General features: G+C 58.2%; 18 protein-coding genes. 17 read left to right on the top strand and 1 reads right to left on the bottom strand.

The features are described from left to right. The first annotated feature begins 97 nt into the window (after positions 1-97). Entirely contained in the window at positions 98-1,021 is a 924-nt protein-coding gene (rnz, locus tag BCM02_RS21375) for a ribonuclease Z (protein WP_148931167.1), read from the top strand. Between the two features lie 110 nt (positions 1,022-1,131). On the opposite strand, the gene tlp is transcribed toward rnz, so the two are convergent. Then, on the bottom strand, positions 1,132-1,347 hold the full coding sequence (tlp, locus tag BCM02_RS21370; protein WP_148931166.1) for a small acid-soluble spore protein Tlp: 216 nt from the start codon (positions 1,345-1,347) through the stop codon (positions 1,132-1,134). Positions 1,348-1,533: 186 nt separating this feature from the next. Here tlp and BCM02_RS21365 point away from each other — a divergent pair, with 186 nt between their 5' ends. The 16 genes from BCM02_RS21365 (at position 1,534) to BCM02_RS21290 (ending at position 18,284) form a co-directional block, all read left to right on the top strand. Continuing rightward, on the top strand, positions 1,534-2,505 hold the full coding sequence (locus tag BCM02_RS21365) for a metal-dependent hydrolase (protein WP_148931165.1): 972 nt from the start codon (positions 1,534-1,536) through the stop codon (positions 2,503-2,505). A 150-nt stretch (positions 2,506-2,655) separates the two neighbouring features. Further along, positions 2,656-4,911: a DEAD/DEAH box helicase gene (locus BCM02_RS21360; protein ID WP_148931164.1), complete on the top strand. Its 2,256-nt coding sequence runs from the start codon at positions 2,656-2,658 to the stop codon at positions 4,909-4,911. 61 nt (positions 4,912-4,972) lie between these two features. Further along, positions 4,973-6,367: a ribonuclease H-like domain-containing protein gene (locus BCM02_RS21355; RefSeq protein ID WP_148931163.1), complete on the top strand. Its 1,395-nt coding sequence runs from the start codon at positions 4,973-4,975 to the stop codon at positions 6,365-6,367. Positions 6,368-6,455: 88 nt separating this feature from the next. After that, positions 6,456-7,271 (top strand): TIGR01457 family HAD-type hydrolase, encoded by an 816-nt coding sequence (locus tag BCM02_RS21350; protein ID WP_342791324.1) that lies wholly within the window; start codon positions 6,456-6,458, stop codon positions 7,269-7,271. Between the two features lie 95 nt (positions 7,272-7,366). After that, the gene (locus BCM02_RS21345) at positions 7,367-8,182 is read left to right on the top strand and encodes an Fpg/Nei family DNA glycosylase (RefSeq protein ID WP_148931162.1); all 816 of its coding nucleotides are present in this window, start codon (positions 7,367-7,369) and stop codon (positions 8,180-8,182) included. Between the two features lie 6 nt (positions 8,183-8,188). Then, positions 8,189-9,025, top strand: a complete 837-nt coding sequence (locus tag BCM02_RS21340) for a deoxyribonuclease IV (protein ID WP_148931161.1) — start codon at positions 8,189-8,191, stop codon at positions 9,023-9,025. Continuing rightward, a complete protein-coding gene (locus tag BCM02_RS21335; RefSeq protein ID WP_148931160.1) occupies positions 9,022-9,327 on the top strand; it encodes a cyclic-phosphate processing receiver domain-containing protein in 306 nt (101 codons plus the stop codon). The genes BCM02_RS21340 and BCM02_RS21335 overlap by 4 nt, the downstream gene beginning before the upstream one ends. A 53-nt stretch (positions 9,328-9,380) precedes the next feature. Beyond that, positions 9,381-10,169, top strand: a complete 789-nt coding sequence (locus BCM02_RS21330) for an ABC transporter ATP-binding protein (RefSeq protein WP_148931159.1) — start codon at positions 9,381-9,383, stop codon at positions 10,167-10,169. After that, positions 10,166-11,182, top strand: a complete 1,017-nt coding sequence (locus BCM02_RS21325; RefSeq protein WP_246183493.1) for a 23S rRNA (cytidine(2498)-2'-O)-methyltransferase RlmM — start codon at positions 10,166-10,168, stop codon at positions 11,180-11,182. Before BCM02_RS21330 ends, BCM02_RS21325 begins: the two co-directional genes overlap by 4 nt. Before the next feature lie 88 nt (positions 11,183-11,270). Continuing rightward, positions 11,271-12,929 (top strand): serine/threonine protein kinase, encoded by a 1,659-nt coding sequence (locus BCM02_RS21320; RefSeq protein WP_148931158.1) that lies wholly within the window; start codon positions 11,271-11,273, stop codon positions 12,927-12,929. A gap of 218 nt (positions 12,930-13,147) precedes the next feature. Continuing rightward, complete coding sequence (locus tag BCM02_RS21315; RefSeq protein ID WP_148931157.1) at positions 13,148-13,846, top strand: response regulator transcription factor; 699 nt, start codon at positions 13,148-13,150, stop codon at positions 13,844-13,846. Further along, the gene (locus tag BCM02_RS21310; RefSeq protein WP_148931156.1) at positions 13,843-15,198 is read left to right on the top strand and encodes a HAMP domain-containing sensor histidine kinase; all 1,356 of its coding nucleotides are present in this window, start codon (positions 13,843-13,845) and stop codon (positions 15,196-15,198) included. Before BCM02_RS21315 ends, BCM02_RS21310 begins: the two co-directional genes overlap by 4 nt. A gap of 60 nt (positions 15,199-15,258) precedes the next feature. After that, complete coding sequence (locus BCM02_RS21305) at positions 15,259-16,119, top strand: carbon-nitrogen hydrolase family protein (protein WP_148931155.1); 861 nt, start codon at positions 15,259-15,261, stop codon at positions 16,117-16,119. A gap of 7 nt (positions 16,120-16,126) precedes the next feature. Next, a complete protein-coding gene (locus BCM02_RS21300; protein WP_246183492.1) occupies positions 16,127-16,795 on the top strand; it encodes a GNAT family N-acetyltransferase in 669 nt (222 codons plus the stop codon). Between the two features lie 17 nt (positions 16,796-16,812). Continuing rightward, positions 16,813-17,481 carry a GNAT family N-acetyltransferase gene (locus BCM02_RS21295; protein ID WP_148931154.1) on the top strand — a complete coding sequence of 223 codons (669 nt, stop codon included), beginning with the start codon at positions 16,813-16,815 and terminating at the stop codon, positions 17,479-17,481. Between the two features lie 26 nt (positions 17,482-17,507). Then, positions 17,508-18,284: an MBL fold metallo-hydrolase gene (locus BCM02_RS21290; RefSeq protein WP_148931153.1), complete on the top strand. Its 777-nt coding sequence runs from the start codon at positions 17,508-17,510 to the stop codon at positions 18,282-18,284. The last annotated feature ends 402 nt before the right edge of the window (positions 18,285-18,686 follow it).

The raw sequence follows: 18,686 nt of genomic DNA, 5'->3' as shown, positions 1-18,686 counted from the left end.
ATCATACCCTTCAAGCGACGGAATACATTCCGCCACTTGGAGGGTATTGCTATACATAAGAGAAATCAACATTTTAGCAAAGAGAGGAGGTTTCGCCTTGCAACTGACATTTTTCGGAACAAGCGCCGGCCGGCCCACCAAGGCGCGCAACGTGACGTCGGCCGCGCTTATGCTGCCGGAGCCGCTGCATGCGTTCTGGCTGTTCGACGCCGGCGAGGGGACGCAGCACCGGATGCTTGGCACGAAGTATAAGCTGAATCGGCTGGAGAAAATATTCATCACCCATTTGCACGGCGACCATCTATACGGGTTGCCGGGTCTGCTGAGCAGCCGTTCGTATTTTGAAGGCGCGGTGCCGCTTCAGATCTATGGGCCTCCAGGATTGCAGGCTTATTTGAACGCGGTGTTCCAAATTAGCGGCACGCATCTCGAATACGAGTTGTCCGTGAACGAGATCGAGCCGGGCGTCGTCGTGGACAACGAGCGTTTCAAGGTGACGGCGGGTCCGCTCGAGCACCGGATCCCATGCTTCGGGTACCGGATCGAAGAGAAGGAAACGCCGGGCGCGCTTGATCTTGCGGCGTTAGCCGAACTCGGTCTGAAGCCTGGGCCGGATTACGGCAAACTGAAGCGGGGATTGGACGTTCAGCTGGAAGACGGCGCGTGGATTCGGTCGGCGGATGTCGTAGGTCCTCCGCAGAAAGGTCGCATCGTCACGATCCTTGGCGATACCCGGCCGTGCGAGGAGGCGGTCAGTCTCGCGAGAGATGCCGACTTGCTCGTTCATGAGGCAACGTTCGCGGCGGGCATGGAAGAGAAGGCGGCGGCTTACGGACATTCCACGGTGCTTCAGGCGGCGACGATCGCTTCTCGCGCGGGAGCGAAGAAGCTCGCCCTCACGCACTTCAGCTCTCGCCTGGATACGGAGGCGCTGCGCGAGCTGGTCGAAGCCGCCAAAGGCCTCATTCCCGATTCCGTGGCGGCCGAGGACTATATGGACATTCATATCGCGCGACAGTAGTAGGCGACTGACCATCCTTATGGGCAGTCTATGCGAACTATCGTCTATAAAGACAACCCCCCAAGCACGTGCGCCTGGGGGGTTGTCTTTCTTTTGCGGAACGATTCGGTTTATTGGTTCGCTTCGTCTTGAATTTCGGACTGGAACTTTTGAAGGCTCTCTTTGCGATGTTCGTTTTTGACTTGGATGTCGTTCAGCTCGGTAGCGGAAATTTCGTCCGCATGCTCGTCCAAGTATTGCTCGGCCTCGTGCAAATTTTGCTCTGTATTCTGAACATGCTGCTGCAGATGCGCGACATTGTCGGCGCGGTTATCCGGTTTGGCCATCGTGTATGCCCCCTGCATCAATTCGAGTAGTCGTGCCTTTGAAGAGCTCAACCCGAACTAGCTTGCGCGGACGGACAAGGGAATATGCGCCGTTACAATTTCCTCATATGACGGAAACGTTTGGCTGATGATCGGGCGATACACTGGTGATGCTGAAGACCTCATTTTGAACGGGAGGACGAGAGAATGGATACCGGGAGCCATTTATTATTCGGTTTGACGCTGGCTGGGTTAGCCGCGGTGGATCCGAACGTCGCCGCGAATCCGGAGCTGCTGCCTGCTCTGGTGACGGCCACGATGATCGGCAGCCACGCGCCGGATTTCGATTCGTTCATGCGCTTGAAAGGAAAGGCGGCCTACATTCGAACCCATCGCGGATTGACGCATTCGCTGCCGGCACCAATCGTATGGGCGTGGTTAATCGGCTGCGGGTCGGCCGCGATTTTCAATCAGTGGCCTTTTCTGTTCACGCTCGTGCTCTGGACGTTTGCCGCCGTTTGTTTTCATATTACATTAGATTTATTAAATGGCTACGGGGTACAGTGCTTGCGTCCGTTCTCGCGGAAATGGTGGCATCTAGATGCGCTTTGCTTATTTGATCCGTATTTATTCGCGCTGCATTCGGTATCCGCGATCGCTTGGTTGTTTCTGAACATGGCGCCAGCGCCGTTATTTGCCGTCACATATGGGCTGACCGCGATTTATATTATATGGAGGCTAACGGCGCACGGCCGGACGATGCGCATCGTGCGCGGCGCCTACCCGTCCGCCGGAACGATTTCGCTGCTGCCCAGTCTCTCCGGACGCGTCTGGCAGTTCACGGCGGAGACGGGGAATATGTTTCGTCTGGGGAAGGTAAAGGACGGCATGATCATCGAAGAGGCCGCCATGCCGAAGACGCCGGAGGACAGCTTGCCGCCGCAAGCGCGAGCGACATTGGGAACCGACGTCGTGCGGACATTCCTCGGATTCTCCGACCGGATTCATGTAAACGTCTCTCCCGTCGCCGAAGGATACGAGGTCGTATGGAGCGACGTTCGCTTCTGGACCAACAACAAGATGCCGTTCGGCACGGCCGTGACGCTAGACCGGCAGCTGAACGTGCTTCGCGAGCGGATCGGCTGGGACAAAAAAACGTGGGAGCCGCCTCACGTGTAAGTCTTCAGGAAAGACCGCCTTTCCGGCGACGTCGGAATGGCGGTTTTTTGCGCGCTTTAGGAAGCGTGGAGGAGAGTTTTTACAGGAGGCGGCTCTAGCAAAACGAACAAATATTCGCTAAACTGGTAGTTAGACCGAGGTGAAACCAATATGCTCCGTAAACAAACGTTACCGGAACTCATTCAAGAGCTTCGCGGACATGAAAATATAATCAATTGGCATGAGATGGAGCCGCAGGAAGCACGGACGAAACCGATGCCGGCAACCGTGGACCCGCGCATCGCGGCGGCGCTGGCCAAACGCGGCATCCGCGAGCTGTATTCGCACCAGCATACCGCGTACGAGACCGTGGCGCGCGGCGAGAATATCGTAGCCGTCACGCCGACCGCGTCCGGTAAGACGCTCTGCTACAACTTGCCCGTCCTGTCGGCGATCGCGGCCGACGATACGAGCCGAGCGCTCTATTTATTCCCGACCAAGGCGCTTGCTCAGGACCAGAAGAGCGAGCTGAACGAAATCATCACCGAGATGGGCATTGACATCAAGAGCTATACGTACGATGGCGACACGTCGCCGGCGATCCGCCAGATCGTGCGCAAGGCCGGCCATATCGTCATCACGAACCCGGACATGCTCCATTCCGCCATTTTGCCGCATCATACGAAGTGGGTCAGCTTGTTCGAGAATTTAAAATATATCGTCGTGGACGAGCTGCATACGTACCGCGGCGTGTTCGGCAGCCATGTGGCCAACGTCATCCGCCGGCTGCGCCGCATTTGCAAATTTTACGGCAGCAATCCGATCTTCATCTGCACGTCCGCCACGATCGCGAACCCGAAGGAATTGGCGGAGCAGCTGACCGGCAAGCCGATGCGGCTCATCGACGACAACGGGGCGCCGCGCGGAAGGAAGCATTTCGTCTTCTACAACCCGCCGATCGTCAATCCGCAGCTGAACGTGCGCAAGAGCGCGACCGCGGAAGTGAACAGCCTGGCGAAGAAGTTTCTGCGCAACAAAATCCAAACGATTATTTTCGCGCGCAGCCGGGTACGCGTCGAAATCATATTGAGTCGCATTCAGGAGCTGGTGAAGAACGAGCTCGGCGCGAAGTCGATCCGCGGCTATCGGGGCGGCTACTTGCCGAAGCAGCGGCGGGAGATCGAGCGCGGCTTGCGGGACGGGGAGATTCTCGGCGTCGTGAGCACGAACGCGCTGGAGCTCGGCGTCGATATCGGCCAGCTTCAAGTATGCGTCATGAGCGGCTATCCGGGCAGCATCGCCAGCACTTGGCAGCAGGCGGGCCGGGCGGGAAGGCGGCATGGCGAGGCGCTTATTCTGATGGTCGCCAGCTCCACGCCGATCGACCAATATATCGTGCAGAATCCGGAGTATTTCTTTGATCGATCGCCGGAAGCCGCGCGCATTAATCCGGAGAATCTGATTATTCTGGTCGATCATCTGCGCTGCGCGGCCTACGAGTTGCCTTTCAAGGGAGACGAAGAATTCGGTCCGCTCGACGTCACGGACATTATGGAATATTTGGTCGAGGAGCGAGTGCTGACGAGACGGGACGACACCTTTTATTGGGCGAATCAATCGTTCCCGGCAAGCAGCATCTCGCTGCGTTCGGCCTCCCAGGAGAACGTCGTCATCATTGACCAGTCGAACGTCGCGGACGTCAAGATCATCGGCGAGATGGACCGGTTCAGCGCGATGACGCTGCTTCATGACGAAGCGATCTATTTGCACGAAGGCGTCCAATTCCAGGTCGAGAAGCTGGATTGGGACCACAAGAAAGCGTATGTGCGCGAAGTGGACGTCGAGTACTATACGGATGCCAATTTGGCGGTCCAGCTGAAGGTGCTGGAGATCGACAAAACGAATATCCGCCGGACTGTAACGATTCATTTCGGAGACGTCACCGTCAACGCGATCCCGACGATTTTTAAGAAAATCAAGCTGTCCACGTTCGAAAATATCGGCAGCGGTCCGATCAACCTGCCTGAAGAGGAACTGCACACCAGCTCCAGCTGGATGGAATTGAACGAGGAGCAGCTCGATCCCGAGGTGCGGGGCGATCGGCTCGAGCAGGTGCTGCTCGGTATCGCCAACGTGCTGCGCCACATCATTCCGGTTATGGTCATGTGCGATCGCAACGACATTCACGTCGTCTCGCAGATCAAAGCCGTACATTCGGGCAAGCCGACCATCTTCGTCTACGACCACTACCCGGGGGGCATCGGGCTCGCGGATAGCGTGTTCAAGCGTTTCGACGAGATCAAAGACGCCGCGAAAAACCTGATCCGCCGCTGTTCTTGCAAGGACGGCTGTCCAGCATGCATCGGCACCGAGATTATCGGCATCGACGGCAAACGGCGGAGCATGGATATCCTATCTTTTCTCTGACGGGAGGGAACGAGGAGGCGTTCGTTGATCGGCTTGCTTGTAGATGAAAGGAGGAGGTTCGATGAGCAGTCTGCGGGAGAAAATGATGCGTCTGCGCGGAAGCGCAGCGCCAGCCGCGGAAACGGCCGTTCCGGCAGAAACATCGACGCTAAGCGGAGAAGCGCGTCCCACCCCGCAGCATTCCGCTGGTTCTGAAGCTGCGGCGGAGCACGGGGGCGAAGCGCAGGAAGAACGCCTTTCTTCGGCATGGGACGAGATGAACGTGCGCATTCACCATACATCGTTAGGCGGGTTCCTGCTAAGGGAAACGCGGTACCCGCTGGACTTCCGGCACGGGGAGCACCGGCTTAGCGAAATTACCGACGTGCTGCAAGGGCTTGCTCAATTCGAGCTGTATAGCGAAGCGAAGAGCATGGGCGCGAACAAAGTCGATCCGGAACTATTCCCAATGGCGGTCGTGCCGGAACGGATGCTCTTCCTCGATCTGGAGACGACGGGGCTCGGCGTTGGAACCGGCAACGTTCCGTTCATGGTGGGGCTCGGATTTATCGAAGAGGACGCGTATGTCGTCCAGCAGATGCTCATTCGCCATCCGGCGGAAGAGCGGGCTATGCTGCGTTATTTGAGCGAGAAACTGCCGGCATACTCGCATCTGGTGACGTACAACGGACGGACGTTCGATTGGCCGGTGCTGGCGGGGCGGCTCGTGCTGAATGGCTTGCGCGATTTCCGCTGGGAGCCGTATCACGTCGATCTGCTCCACCCGTCCCGAAGCATCTGGCGCAACACGCTCTCCTCCTGCAAGCTTAGTCACGTGGAAGAAGAACGGCTGGGCATCGAGCGCGAGGACGACGTGCCGGGATCGCTCGCGCCGGCCATCTATTTTCAATTTCTCGCCGACGGGAATCCGGATCCGCTGTTCGGCGTGTTCCGCCACAACGAGATCGACATGTTGTCGCTGGCGGCGCTCGTCATCCGATTCGGTCATCTGCTCGGCGGCGCGATGGGCGGCAGGTTGGCGTACCCGGAAGGCCCGGAGGAGCAGCTGCGCACGGGACTGTGGCTCGAGCGGATGGGGCAGACCGAGGAGGCGGCAGCCTTGTACGCCAAGTTCGAAGCCGGCGGGAAGGCGGAGCCGCGGCTGATGCTGCAGCTTGCGGAGCGGGATAAGAAGTATGGCAATTGGGAGCGGGCTGTGTTATTGTGGCAACAGGTTGCCGCTCTGATGGCCGAACACGCGCATCCGTCATGGGATGCCCATATCGAGCTGGCGATGTATCACGAGCACAGCACGAAACAGCCGCGGCTGGCGCTGCAATTTACCGAAGCCGCGTTCGATCTAGCTCATGCGCGGTACGAAGGACTGCGTTTGGATGCCAAGAGCAGAGCCGAGATCGAAGCGATCCGCAAACGGATGGACAGACTGCGCGCCAAGCTGGCGAAGCTGTCCGGATAGGCGGTCTCCGCAGGCGACGAAAGTAACCGATTCGCGATCAGGCAGCCGGGTAACCGGCTGCTTCTTACATAATAAGGGGGAAACGCTAGTGGCAATACCTGCACCGATGCGAGGCTTATTGATAGATTTGGACGGCACCTTGTACCATGGCAATACGATGATTGAAGGCGCCGATGAGCTGATTCTGCTTCTGCGCGAGCGCGGCATTCCGTATTTGTTCGTCACGAACAACTCAACCGCATCGCCGGAGACGGTCGCGGAGCGGCTCAATCGCATGGGCATTCCGGCCGTGCCGTCCGACGTCTGCACCTCCGCGCAGGCGGCGGCAGCTTACGTGGCGGATCTGAGGCCGGGCGCCCGCGTGTTCGCGGTCGGAGAGTCTGGTCTGCAAGAAGCGCTTCGGAATGCGGGATTGGAGCTCGTAGAAGAGCGGCCGGACTATGTGGTGCAGGGGCTTGACCGCGGCGCGACCTATGCTCGACTAGCCGACGCCGTACGCTTCATTCGCGAGGGCGCCCCGTACGTGTTGACCAACCCGGACGTGCTGCTCCCATCCGACGGCGGATTTGTCCCGGGCGCCGGCTCGATCGCGGCGCTGCTCGAGCGCGCTAGCGGTCAACAGCCAACCGTGATCGGCAAGCCGTCGGCGATATTGATGGATGCGGCGCTTGCCAGGCTGGACGTTCCGGCCGCCCATGCATGGGTCGTCGGCGACAATCCGTTCACGGACATCGCGGCCGGCTATGCGGCAGGCTGCTCGTCCTTGCTCGTGCTCACGGGCTTTGCGAATGCGGACAATTGCGAGACGCTGCTCGAGCAGGCAGGCTGCCGGCCGGACGAGATCGTACCGGACTTGCGCCGGCTGATGGAGCGAATTGAGGCTTTAGCCGTAGCCGTTTCATAAAGACGGGGTCTTTAGTTGGAATTGAGGCTTCGACTCGTTTACAATAGACGTAACGATCATAACGACTGCGCAGCAGGGCAGGAAGGAAGAGAACGATGCCGGAATGGCCGGAAATGGAAAATTACCGCACACGACTATCGGGGCTGATCGCCGGTCAGACGATCACGGGCGTGGAAGTGACGCGCGCCAAATCGATAAATGTAGAGCCTGCCCGGTTCGAAGCCGAGCTGACTGGAAGAACGGTCTGGTTTATCGAACGCAAAGGCAAAATGCTCATCTTTCACCTCGACAACGGAAAAAGACTGCTTCTTCATCTCATGTTGGGCGGGTTGATGTACTTCGGCGCCGACGAAGAAACGCCGGAACGTTCCGTGCAGGTGGCGATCCGCTTCCAGCGGGGCACGCTCCGTTTCATCGGGCTGCGTCTGGGCTACATTCATTTGCTCACGCAGAAGGAAACCGAAGCCCAACTAAAGGATCTGGGGCCGGATCCTTTCGACCAACGGTTGACTTTGGAGCGGTTCAAAGAACGGTTCAAAGGAAAGCGCGGCGCGATCAAGACCGCGCTTGTCGACCAGCACGTCCTGTCCGGAATCGGCAATTGCTACGCCGACGAGATGGCATTCGAGGCAGGGCTTCGGCCGGACGCCCGCATTCCGGAGCTTGCGCCGGAGTCGTGGGAACGTTTATTTGACGCGATGCGCACCGTGCTGCATGACGCCTTGAACAAAGGCGGCTACATGGAACTTCCGCTGACGGCGGACGATACGCTGACCGGCGGCTACAACGATCATTGTCTTGTCTATGACCGGGGCGGAGAACCTTGCCGGCGCTGCGGCGGGACGATCGTGCAGGCCGAGATTAGTTCGCGCAAAATGTTTTACTGCCCGAACTGCCAGCAAGCCAGGTAATCGGCCATGATAGCCGGCTGTCACGTTTCGACCCAGGGCGGCTACAAAATGGCGGCCAGGCGCGCGATGCAAATCGGCGCGAACGCGTTTCAATATTTTTCGAAAAACCCGCGAAGCCTCGCGATAAAAGACTTCGACGCGTCGGATGCCGCGAAATGCGCGGAAATCAGCCGCGAGCATGGACTCGCGTCGATCGCGCATTCGCCTTATCCGACGAATATCGCATCGGAAGACGCATATCATCGCGAACGCACGGCCATGTCGCTGCTGAACGATCTGGCGATCGCGGAGGCGTGCGGTTCGATCGGCGTCGTCGTTCACTTCGGCGTTTATAAGGGGCCGGATCCGCTCGAGGGCTACCGCAATGCGGTAATTACGTTAAGCGCGGTCGCTTCGCAATGGGCCGGTTCCGCCAAGCTGCTCATCGAGAATCAAGCCGGCGAGGGCACGGATATGGGGATGACGATCGAGGAGCTAGCCCAAATCCGTTCGCTCTGCCGCGATCCGCACAAGATCGGCTTTTGCTTGGACACGTGCCATCTGTTCGCGGCCGGCGTTTGGCGCGGGGAAGCCGAAGCGGAATGGTTCGCCAAGGCGGAGAAGCTCGGCGTGTTGGCGCATACGGAAGCTTTTCATTTGAACGACTCGGTCTACCCGAGCGGTTCGAGGCGAGACCGTCATGCCGTGATCGGAGAAGGCCATATCGGCGAGGATGGGCTGAATTGGCTGCTGAACCATCCGCTCGCGGCGTGCAAGCCGTTCGTCATGGAGACGCCGTCCGGTGAGGATGGCACGCATCGCGATCAATTGGCGCTCATACAGCGCCGGGGAGATAGATCATGATCAACGTTTATTTGGACGATTTCCGCCCGTGTCCGGCCGGCTTCGTGCTGGCGAAGAATGCGGAGGAGTGCATTTTGCTGCTGGAAGGCGAGCAGATTGGCATCCTGTCGCTCGACTTCGATCTTGGCTGGGGGCAGCCGACGGGTCTACACGTGGTCCAGGCAATGGTCGAGAAAGGGCTTTATCCGCAGGAAGTGTTTTTGCATACGTCCTCGCCGTCCGGCAAAATGCAAATGTATCAGCTGCTGCTTCGCCATGCGCCGGAGCATGTACGCCTGCATAACGGGCCGATGGCGGGCTAAGCCTGACTGCGGCATTTCGTTTCATGGGAGATACCGGGGGAAGGCGGGATGAGATGTTAATTCAGCTGAAGGATTTGATATTGCAGCGGGAAGCGCGCACGATTCTCGGCGGCGTGAATCTGTCGATCGCGGAAGGGGAGCATTGGGTCATTCTCGGACGGAACGGCTCGGGCAAGACGACGCTGCTCGAGATGATGACCGGCTATATGTTCCCGACTTCCGGGACGATTGATCTGCTTGGCAATCGGTATGGCGAATGCGACGTGCGCGAGGTGCGCAAACAGATTGGCTATATCAGCCAGTCGATGGTCGAGAAATTGACGTTGCGCGATCCCGTTTGGGAAGTGGTCGCCACGGGAGAATACGCGTTTTTGCGATTTTACCAGGAGATCGATCCGGCGGTGCGTGAGAAGGCGCTTGCGCTGCTGAACGAAGTGGGGCTCGCCCATACGGCGGAACAGCCGCTCGGCACGCTGTCGCAAGGCGAGCGGAAGAAAGTGCTGCTCGCCCGCGCCTTGATGAGCGATCCGCGCATCCTCATCATGGACGAGCCGTGCGCCGGATTGGATTTATATGAGCGGGAGAAGCTGCTGGCCGATTTAGGCCGGTTAAGCGAACGCGACATCGCCGTTATTTATGTGACGCATCATATGGAAGAAATCATATCGATGTTTACGCACGTGGCCATCGTGCGGGAAGGCGTGATCGCTTCGGCAGGACCGAAGCGGGATGTCTTGACGGATGAAATATTAAGCCGGGCCTACGATTGGCCGGTAGCCGTCGAGTGGTCGCACGGAAGACCGTGGATTCGAGCAACGGCATCAGGAGGAGAGCAAGGTTGACGCAATGGATTTGCACGGCGAACCGCGGGTTTGCCACGTATGCGATGGAAGAGCTTCGGCGGATGTTCGCGGAGATGAGAATTTCCCAGTTAACGCACGGAGAAGTATTTAAGATCGAACTGCCGCTGGAGCGAGAAGAACTGCTGGGGCGCATTCGGGAGCAAGAACCGATATTCCTTCGGCACATTCAACCCGTCGAGCGGGTACTGCCGCTTAAAGGCTCGGCAGATGATCTGCAGGAGCTGGCGGAGATCGCGCGCGGCGCGCGTCTTCGGCTGGAAGGAAGAACGGTAGCCGTTCATGTGCGTCGCGCGGAGAAAAGTCCTTACCCGTATTCGACTTCGGATACGAAAGCCGTGCTGGACGCCGTATTAGAAGAGCTCGGGGCCGATCCGGTCGTTCAATCGCCGGACGTCATTCTGTCTTTGTTCGCAGGCGAGGAGCAGCTTTACGTCGGGATCGCGACTCCGGAAGAGATGCTGTCCGATTGGCCGGGCGGGGCGGTTCGTTTCCAACGGGAAGAAGGGCAAATTTCGCGGGCGAAATTCAAGCTGCTGGAAGCGGAGCGGGCATTCGGCCTTAGGCTGGAGCAGTTCCGGGAAGGCCTGGATATCGGCGCGGCCCCTGGCGGCTGGACGCATCTGCTGCTGGAGCGCGGCTTGAAGGTGACGGCGGTCGACCCGGCAGAACTTCATCCGTCGTTGTCTCAATATCCGCGGTTGACCAATTACCGGAAGAACGCTTCCGAAGTGAAGTTCGAACCCGGCACGTTCGATTTGCTCGTCTGCGACATGAGCTGGAGCCCGATGCAGATGGTTCGCCTCGTGTTGGATCTGTCGGACGCGCTCGCGGAAGGCGCGACCGCGATCGTCACGATCAAACTGATGCACAAAAAGCCGCTGCAGACGATCAAAGACGTCATCTCCCGCTTCGGGACCGGCTTCCAGCTTCGCAAAGCAAAGCAGCTATTCCACAACCGCGAGGAAATTACGTTGTATTTGGTTAAGAAATAGACAATACCCGGGAAAGCATCCCGAATGGAAGAACGTGACGCGTTCTTTCGTTCGGGGTGCTTTTTATTATTTCGAAGGAGGAAGCGTCATGATGGAGCAACGAAACGGATTGGAGACGGGCATGCTGATCGCGGGCAGGTACCGGCTGCTCGGGCTGATCGGTTCAGGGGGAATGGGGGCTGTCTATGCAGCGGAAGATACGCGGCTTGGCGGCATGCTCAGAGCGATCAAGGCCCATCGGCCGCATGCGGCCGGGACGGAGAATCTGGCGGAAGAAGCGGCGCTGCTCATGCGGCTGAACCATCCGCGGCTTCCGGCGATCGTCGATTACATCCCGCGGGACTATCATGGGATCGAGATGTTCGTCATGTCGTATATCGAAGGAATTCATTTGAAAGATTTTGCTGAACGCCTTCAAGGACGGCCGATCCCCGTCGATGAGGTACTCCGCGTCGGGATTCAGCTTGCCGATACGCTCGGTTACTTGCATGCGCAGCATCCGCCGGTCATCCACCGCGATTTGAAGCCGACGAACGTGATGATGCAGAAAGACGGGATGGTGAAGCTGATCGACTTCGGCATCGCCCGGTGCTACAAGCCGGGAACGGAAAGGGATACGCGCCTGCTTGGCACCCCGGGATTCGCGGCGCCGGAGCAGGAAGGCGGGGGGCAAAGCGATGCGCGTACCGACGTGTACGGTCTTGGCGCGCTGCTCTCTTACTTGCTAAGCGGCGGTATAGCGCCGGTAGCCGGCGGAGCCACGTATCCGTCCCGGAAGTCAATGGATGCGAGTCAGCGGGAACTCGAAGCGGTCTTGGCGCGCATGCTGGCCGAACGACCGTCGGACCGTTATCCGGATATGAAGGCAGCTTGCGGCGCTTTGCGGCAGTTGTACGGAAAGTCGCGCGAGGTGCTGATAGCGGAACATGCCAGTTGGGCAGGAATTGAAACGACGATGTTAAATCAAGAGAAGACAGGGGCGCCACGATTTCCGCAACCAGCGGGCGGCAGACGTATAGTCGTCGCCTCGATCGCCTCGGGAGCGGGCGCGACAAGTGTTGCATTGACGTTGGCGATGCTGATCGCCAAGCGGAGAATGAGCTGCGCGGCTTTCGAGCATCCCGCCGCCGGTCCCGAATGGCATGCGCTGCTGAATGCCGAAGGAGAAGGAGCCCCCTCTTCGCGCGGCGTGCTCACGCCGCTTGCGCCGGGCTACGCCCGGTTCGAGAAGCGTGGGGTACGATGGCATGCTCGCTTGCCGATCGCTCTCCTTGATGGCGAACAGCTGGCAAGCGCGTTGGCGTATCGCATGATGGAGAGTAACGCAGCATCCGACTACGCAGTCATCGATCTATCCTCCGGATGGATGGAACCGGATGCCGAAGACCTCCTGATGGAAGCGGACCTATTGCTCTTCGTTGGAGATCCGGACGTCGCCAAGTGGTCGGCGGTCAATCTGACCGCGGCCGAGCGGCTGCGCCGAGCGAGGCAATCCTCTTCGCGCATGACGCTATGGGCGGCGAACAAGGACATTCGCTTCCGGGAGCGAGCGGATTGGCTATCGCTTTTTCCGGTACGTCCCGAATTGCGGATCCCGTATATACCGCCGGAGAAGCGTCATGAACTTCTGTGGAAGGGCAATTGGTTGACCGACGACCGCGACCTGCTCGCGCTTTTAGAGAAAACCTATGCACCGCTAATTAGCCGGATCGCGTCGGACGCCGCGCACAAACCGCGCGTCCTATGATACAATATGGCTGCAACAACAGCATCCAATTTTCTCCTATTTAGCGGGAGGACAGCCTAATTTAGGCTAGTTTCTTGGTGTGTGGAGAGAGACGAAGACGCAAGCGACGCGGATCTTCCGCCGCCCGTCTTCGTCCAAGCCTTGAAAACAGTCGCTCGCTTCTTTATCATGAAGAGGATAAAGGTGGGCGAGTCTAGTACAAGTAGGTGGACAACCAGATGAATGAACGTATATTGGTCATCGAAGATGAGGATGGCATTGCCCGTATTTTGCAATTGGAACTGGAGCATGAAGGATACAGCGTCGGCCGGGCGGCCGATGGACGCAGCGGGTTCGAACAGGCGTCTTCCGGCGAATGGGATCTCGTCCTGCTCGACGTGATGCTTCCGGAATTGAACGGTATCGAGGTGCTGCGGCGGCTTCGCCAAGGGGGGAACCCGATTCCGGTCATTCTGCTGACCGCACGCGATACGATCCCGGACAAAGTCAGCGGATTCGAGCACGGCGCCAACGACTATATTACGAAGCCGTTCGCCATGGAGGAGCTGCTCGCCCGCGTGCGCAACCTGCTCCGTATTTTCGGTCAACAGCCGCGCGAGACCGAGAGCCCGGACGTGCTCAAGACGGCCGATCTCTCCATCGAGCTGCGTACCCGCAAGGTCATGCGCAAAGATACGCCGATCGAGCTGACGCCGCGCGAGTTCGAGCTGCTCGTGTTTTTGGCGGAGCACAAGAACGAGGAGAAGTCCCGCGAAGATATTTTGTCGGAAGTGTGGGGATACGATTTCATCGGCGAGACGAACTTGGTCGACGTGTACATCCGTTACTTACGGCAGAAAATCGACAAAGGGTATCGGCATAAGCTGATTCACACCGTGCGCGGAGTCGGCTACATGCTGAAGGAGCCGGACGCATGACGCTTCGCCGCAGATTTACGTTTTTTACGATTTTTTGGCTCATTTTCATTCTGATTCTATTTAATATTTTCGTCTATCTGTTCGTCATCAAAATCACGATCCGCAGCGAAGAACAGCTGCTGACGAACAAGGTGAACATCCTGCTCGAGGACCCCAGAATCGACCATCTCGCCGGCTTGACGGCGACGGATCTGCTCCGCGATTATTACAACGTCAACGAGCTGATCCGCATCATCACCCCGGATGGGAAGGTCGTAAACTCGCAAGGGTCGGACAAGGAGCTGCTCGCCCTCAAGACGGCGTTCAGCACGAAGTACGATACCGGAATGCTGTACATCGACGGCAAGCGCGTCATCTACATGAAGGTGCCGTTATACGAGGGGCAGCAGGTCATCGGCGTGCTGGAGCTTCACCGGAAGCTGAGCATGCTCGACAGCTATTTGAAGGTGCTCGTCATCGCGCTGACCATCACGAGCGTAGGCGCGATTCTATTCGCCGTCATCGGGACGTATTGGTTCACATCGAGGCTGACCTCCCCGATCCAGCATATGGTACAGACGATGCGCGAGATCGACCGAAGCGGCAAGCTTCGCAAAATCGAGCTGGGCAGCAAGGAGCAATCGGCCGAGTTGGAGCAGCTGGCCAGGGCGTTCAACCAAATGATCGAGAAGCTCGACCGCACGTTCGCCAGGCAGCGGCAGTTCGTGGCCGACGCCTCGCACGAGCTGAAGACGCCGCTGACGGTCATTTCCAGCTATGCGAACATGCTCAAGCGATGGGGACGCGATGATCAGAACGTGCGGGACGAAGCGGTCGAGGCCATCGCCAAGGAATCGCAGCGGCTGCAGAATTTGACCAAATCGATGTTGATGCTAGCCGAGGCCGAGCAGGAGGACTGGCTGAAGCTGGAGTCGTTCGACCTTGTTCATTTGGCCGACGAGACGGCGGACATGCTGCACGCGACCTTCCAGCGGATGATCCGCGTGCATACGCCGAAGACGGACGTCAAGATGATGGCGGACAAGGACAAGATTCGCCAGCTGCTCGTCATCCTGCTCGATAACGCCATCAAGTACAGCAAAGAGCCGATCGACATCATTATTAGCGTGACCAAAGGAACGGTTCGTCTGTCGGTCGCCGACAAAGGGATCGGGATCCCGGAGCACGACATGCCGCACTTATTCGAACGTTTCTTCCGAGTCGACGGCGCCCGCAGCCGCTCGACCGGCGGCGTAGGCTTGGGGCTGTCGATCGCCAAGCGGATCGTGGATTTGCACGAAGGGCAGATCGACGTCTTCAGCAAACCGGACAAAGGAACGACCATCACCGTCGTGCTGCCGCATAAGAAATAAACATCGCCCGGACTTGGCCAGGTCCGGGACCCATTTTTCGAGGACGAGGAGCGATGGACCATGAAATATAGAGTCGCCGCGGTACAATACAAACTGGAAGATATCGATAGTTTCCAGCAATTTGCGCATCAGGTGAAGCATTACATCCGCAACGCATCCGAATACGGCGCGGATTTCGTGCTCTTCCCGGAATTTATGACGACCCAGCTGCTTTCCATCGGCGACGAAACCGGCGAGGCGCTCACGATCGATCGTCTGCCCGAGTTTACGCAGCAGTATATCGAGCTATTCAAAGGTCTCGCGGCCGAGTACCGGATGCACATTATCGGCGGCACGCATGTGATCGAGGTGGCGGAAGACAAGCGACAGAACGCCGCGCATCTTTTCTATCCGGACGGCCGCGTGGAGGTGCAGCCGAAGCTGCATTTGACGCCGACCGAGGTGGAAGGGTGGGACATGGCGCCCGGCGATGCCCTTCGCGTCTTCGACACGCCGTTCGGCACCATCGCGATGCTGACCTGCTACGACATCGAGTTCCCGGAGATCGTGCGGATGGCGCGCGCGCAAGGCGCGGACGTCATCTTCTGTCCGTCCTGCACGGATGATCGCCACGGCTTCCATCGCGTTCGTTATTGCTGTCATGCGCGAGCGGTCGAGAACCAGGTCTACATCGTCACGACCGGCACGGTTGGCTCGCTGCGCAAGGTAGACTTGATGCGCGCGAATTATGGGCAGGCGGCAATCATCTCGCCGAACGACATCCCGTTCCCGCCAGCCGGCATCTTGGCCGAGGGCGTCATGAACGACGACATGCTCGTCGTCGCGGACCTGGACCTTACGCTGCTGGCGGACGTTCGCGCGGCCGGCTCGGTGACGACGTGGCGCGACCGCAGGACCGATCTGTATCCGGACTGGGAGTGATCCTCTCTTGCGCAAGGAGCTAATTGTATACGCGGAGGGCATCCCGAAGAAGGTCATCATTCGGAATTACGGGCCGCTTGACTTTGAAGGCATGATCGATATTCAGCGTCAAAGCTTCCCGCCGCCGTTCCCGTCCGAACTATGGTGGAACGAACAGCAGCTAAAGGAGCATGTGTCGCGGTTTCCGGAAGGGGCGCTGTGCGTGGAGGCGAATGGGCAGCTGATCGGCTCGATGACGGCCTTGATCGTGGACGACGAGCAGCTAGCCGGCAGCCATACATGGTCGTCGATCACGGACGACGGTTATATCCGCAACCATTCGCCTCATGGCGATACGCTGTACGTGGTGGATGTGTGCGTCATTCCGGCCTTCCGCAAGTACGGGATCGGCAAATGGCTCATGCAGACGATGTATGAAGTCGTCGTACATCTCCGGCTTCGACGGCTGCTGGGCGGCGGACGTATGCCGGGGTATAGTCTTGCCGCAGGCGAGGCCACGCCGGAGCAGTACGTGACGGATGTCGTTGCCGGGAAGCGGCGCGACCCGGTCCTATCGTTCCTGCTTCGCTGCGGCCGGCTGCCGGTCGGCGTGATGGCGCAGTATCTCGAGGACGAAGAGTCGCTTAACTACGGTACGCTCATGGAATGGCGCAACCCGTTTTTCAATCAAGCGTAACGAGGAGGACAACCAAGTTGGAGTACATCCGCATTCAGTCGATACATGATCCGCTTTTTGCAAGCATGCACAATTTGATGAAGGTCATTTTCCCGCCGGAGGAAGTGCTTGCTTTCGACAAGTGGGAAGGGCCGCTTCAAGACGAGAGCATTCATGTCTATGTTGCGGTGCATGAAGGGGAGGTCGTTGGCGCGACGGAGTACCGGTATTATCCGGATATGCGCGTGGCGATGACCGATTTTACGATCATCGGCAAAGCGGGGCTTGGCATCGGCCGATTCCTGCTTCGCGGACGCGAGCGGGATATCGCGAGACTGGCAGCGGCAAGCGGCACCGAACCGATCGGCATGTTCGCCGAAATATACAATCCGTCGCAGGTTGAGGAGAAATTCGCGGGCCTTTCGCCGATGAACCCCTACGTACGTCGCGAAGTGCTCTCTCACATGGGGTACAAGCGCATCGACTTCTCGTATGTCCATCCGTCTTGGGAAGAGAACGGCGAAGCGGTCAGCGGTCTTGATCTATCGTTCCTGCCCGCCGATGAAGAACGGGCGGATTTGCCGACGTCGCTAATCCGGCAGTTTCTTAACACTTATTACAGCGCGCTGCCGGCGAAGCCGGATGAATGGCATGCCATGATGGCGAAGCTTGGCGAAGTTGAACGGCTTCCGCTACTACCGCTCTAAAACGCAAGGCAGCTTGGAGGAGAAACATGACGACGATTAGTTTTTGGGGCACGGGGGACTCCATGGGGGTGCCCCGGGTTTATTGTTCCTGCGGGGTGTGCGAGGAAGCTCGCAGCGGCGGCGTGAACCGCAGAAGGAGGCCGCTCGTGCATATAGCGGACCCTTCGTTCGGCGAGATGCTGATCGACTGCGGGCCGGATTGGCGGGAGCAGATGGAGATGGCGGGAACTCGTTTTATTGACCGCATCTTAGTTACCCACGCGCATTTTGACCATATCGCGGGACTCGCGGAGTGGGCAGATGCCTGCCGCTGGCTGGAACGCCGCGGGGAAGCATACGCGCGAGCGGATGTGATTCGAGACATTCTCACCCGTTATCCATGGCTCGAGCGCAACGTCCGCTTCGTGCCGCTCGAAGGTATGGTGACGTTCGGAGATTGGCATTTCGATACTTGGCTTGTCAACCACGGCAAAAACGGTTACTCATACGCGTTCAAGTTTACTCATGTATCCGACGGTCGGGCTTGGGCTTACTGCTCGGATTCGATCGCGTTAACAGCCGAACAGCGCGCGCCTTTGTTTGGACTGGATCTGCTTGTCCTCGGCACGAGCTTTTACGAAGAGCCGTATCCGATGGAGACGCGTTCTTTATACGACGTGAAGGAAGCGTTGGAGCTGCTGGAGGAATTGAAGCCGAGACGGACATGGTTCACCCATATGTCGCATGATATCGACCTGCGGCGCCAATACGCGCTGCCGGAGAATATCGCTTTTGCGTTCAGCGGACTTCAAGTTAACGTGTGAGATCAATGGCTTGACGCAAGACCGTGGTTGCGGTTATGATGAAATTATCTTACATGGCAAGGGGAAATTTTAATGTTTGCTGGTGTTCTTAACTCGTAATTTCATATTCGACAGCGGAATAATGAGCACGGAATTCTTGTCTTTCACGACAGGTTGTTTTTGTGTTATCCGCTGGCGAGTTGAGGAGTTAAGAACATGATGATTTCCGCCTGCAACGGCTGAAACAGCGTGCTCTTCGAGCACGCTGTTTTTTATTTGGACTGTCTAGCGAAGCAGAACATGCGAGGGATTGCAATCGGGTCGAATTTGCGTCCAGCACCGGTCTGTTTCATGCTCGATAGATGTCCAACCTCAAGCCGTTGTATTAAGAGGCCGGGAGCGCATGCGCTCCCGGCCTCTTTG

This window comes from Paenibacillus methanolicus (assembly GCF_008124765.1).
GTDB lineage: Bacteria > Bacillota > Bacilli > Paenibacillales > Paenibacillaceae > Paenibacillus_Z > Paenibacillus_Z methanolicus.
The sequence above is the reverse complement of the archived record's forward strand: the minus strand, read 5'-3'. Positions and strand labels throughout refer to the sequence as shown.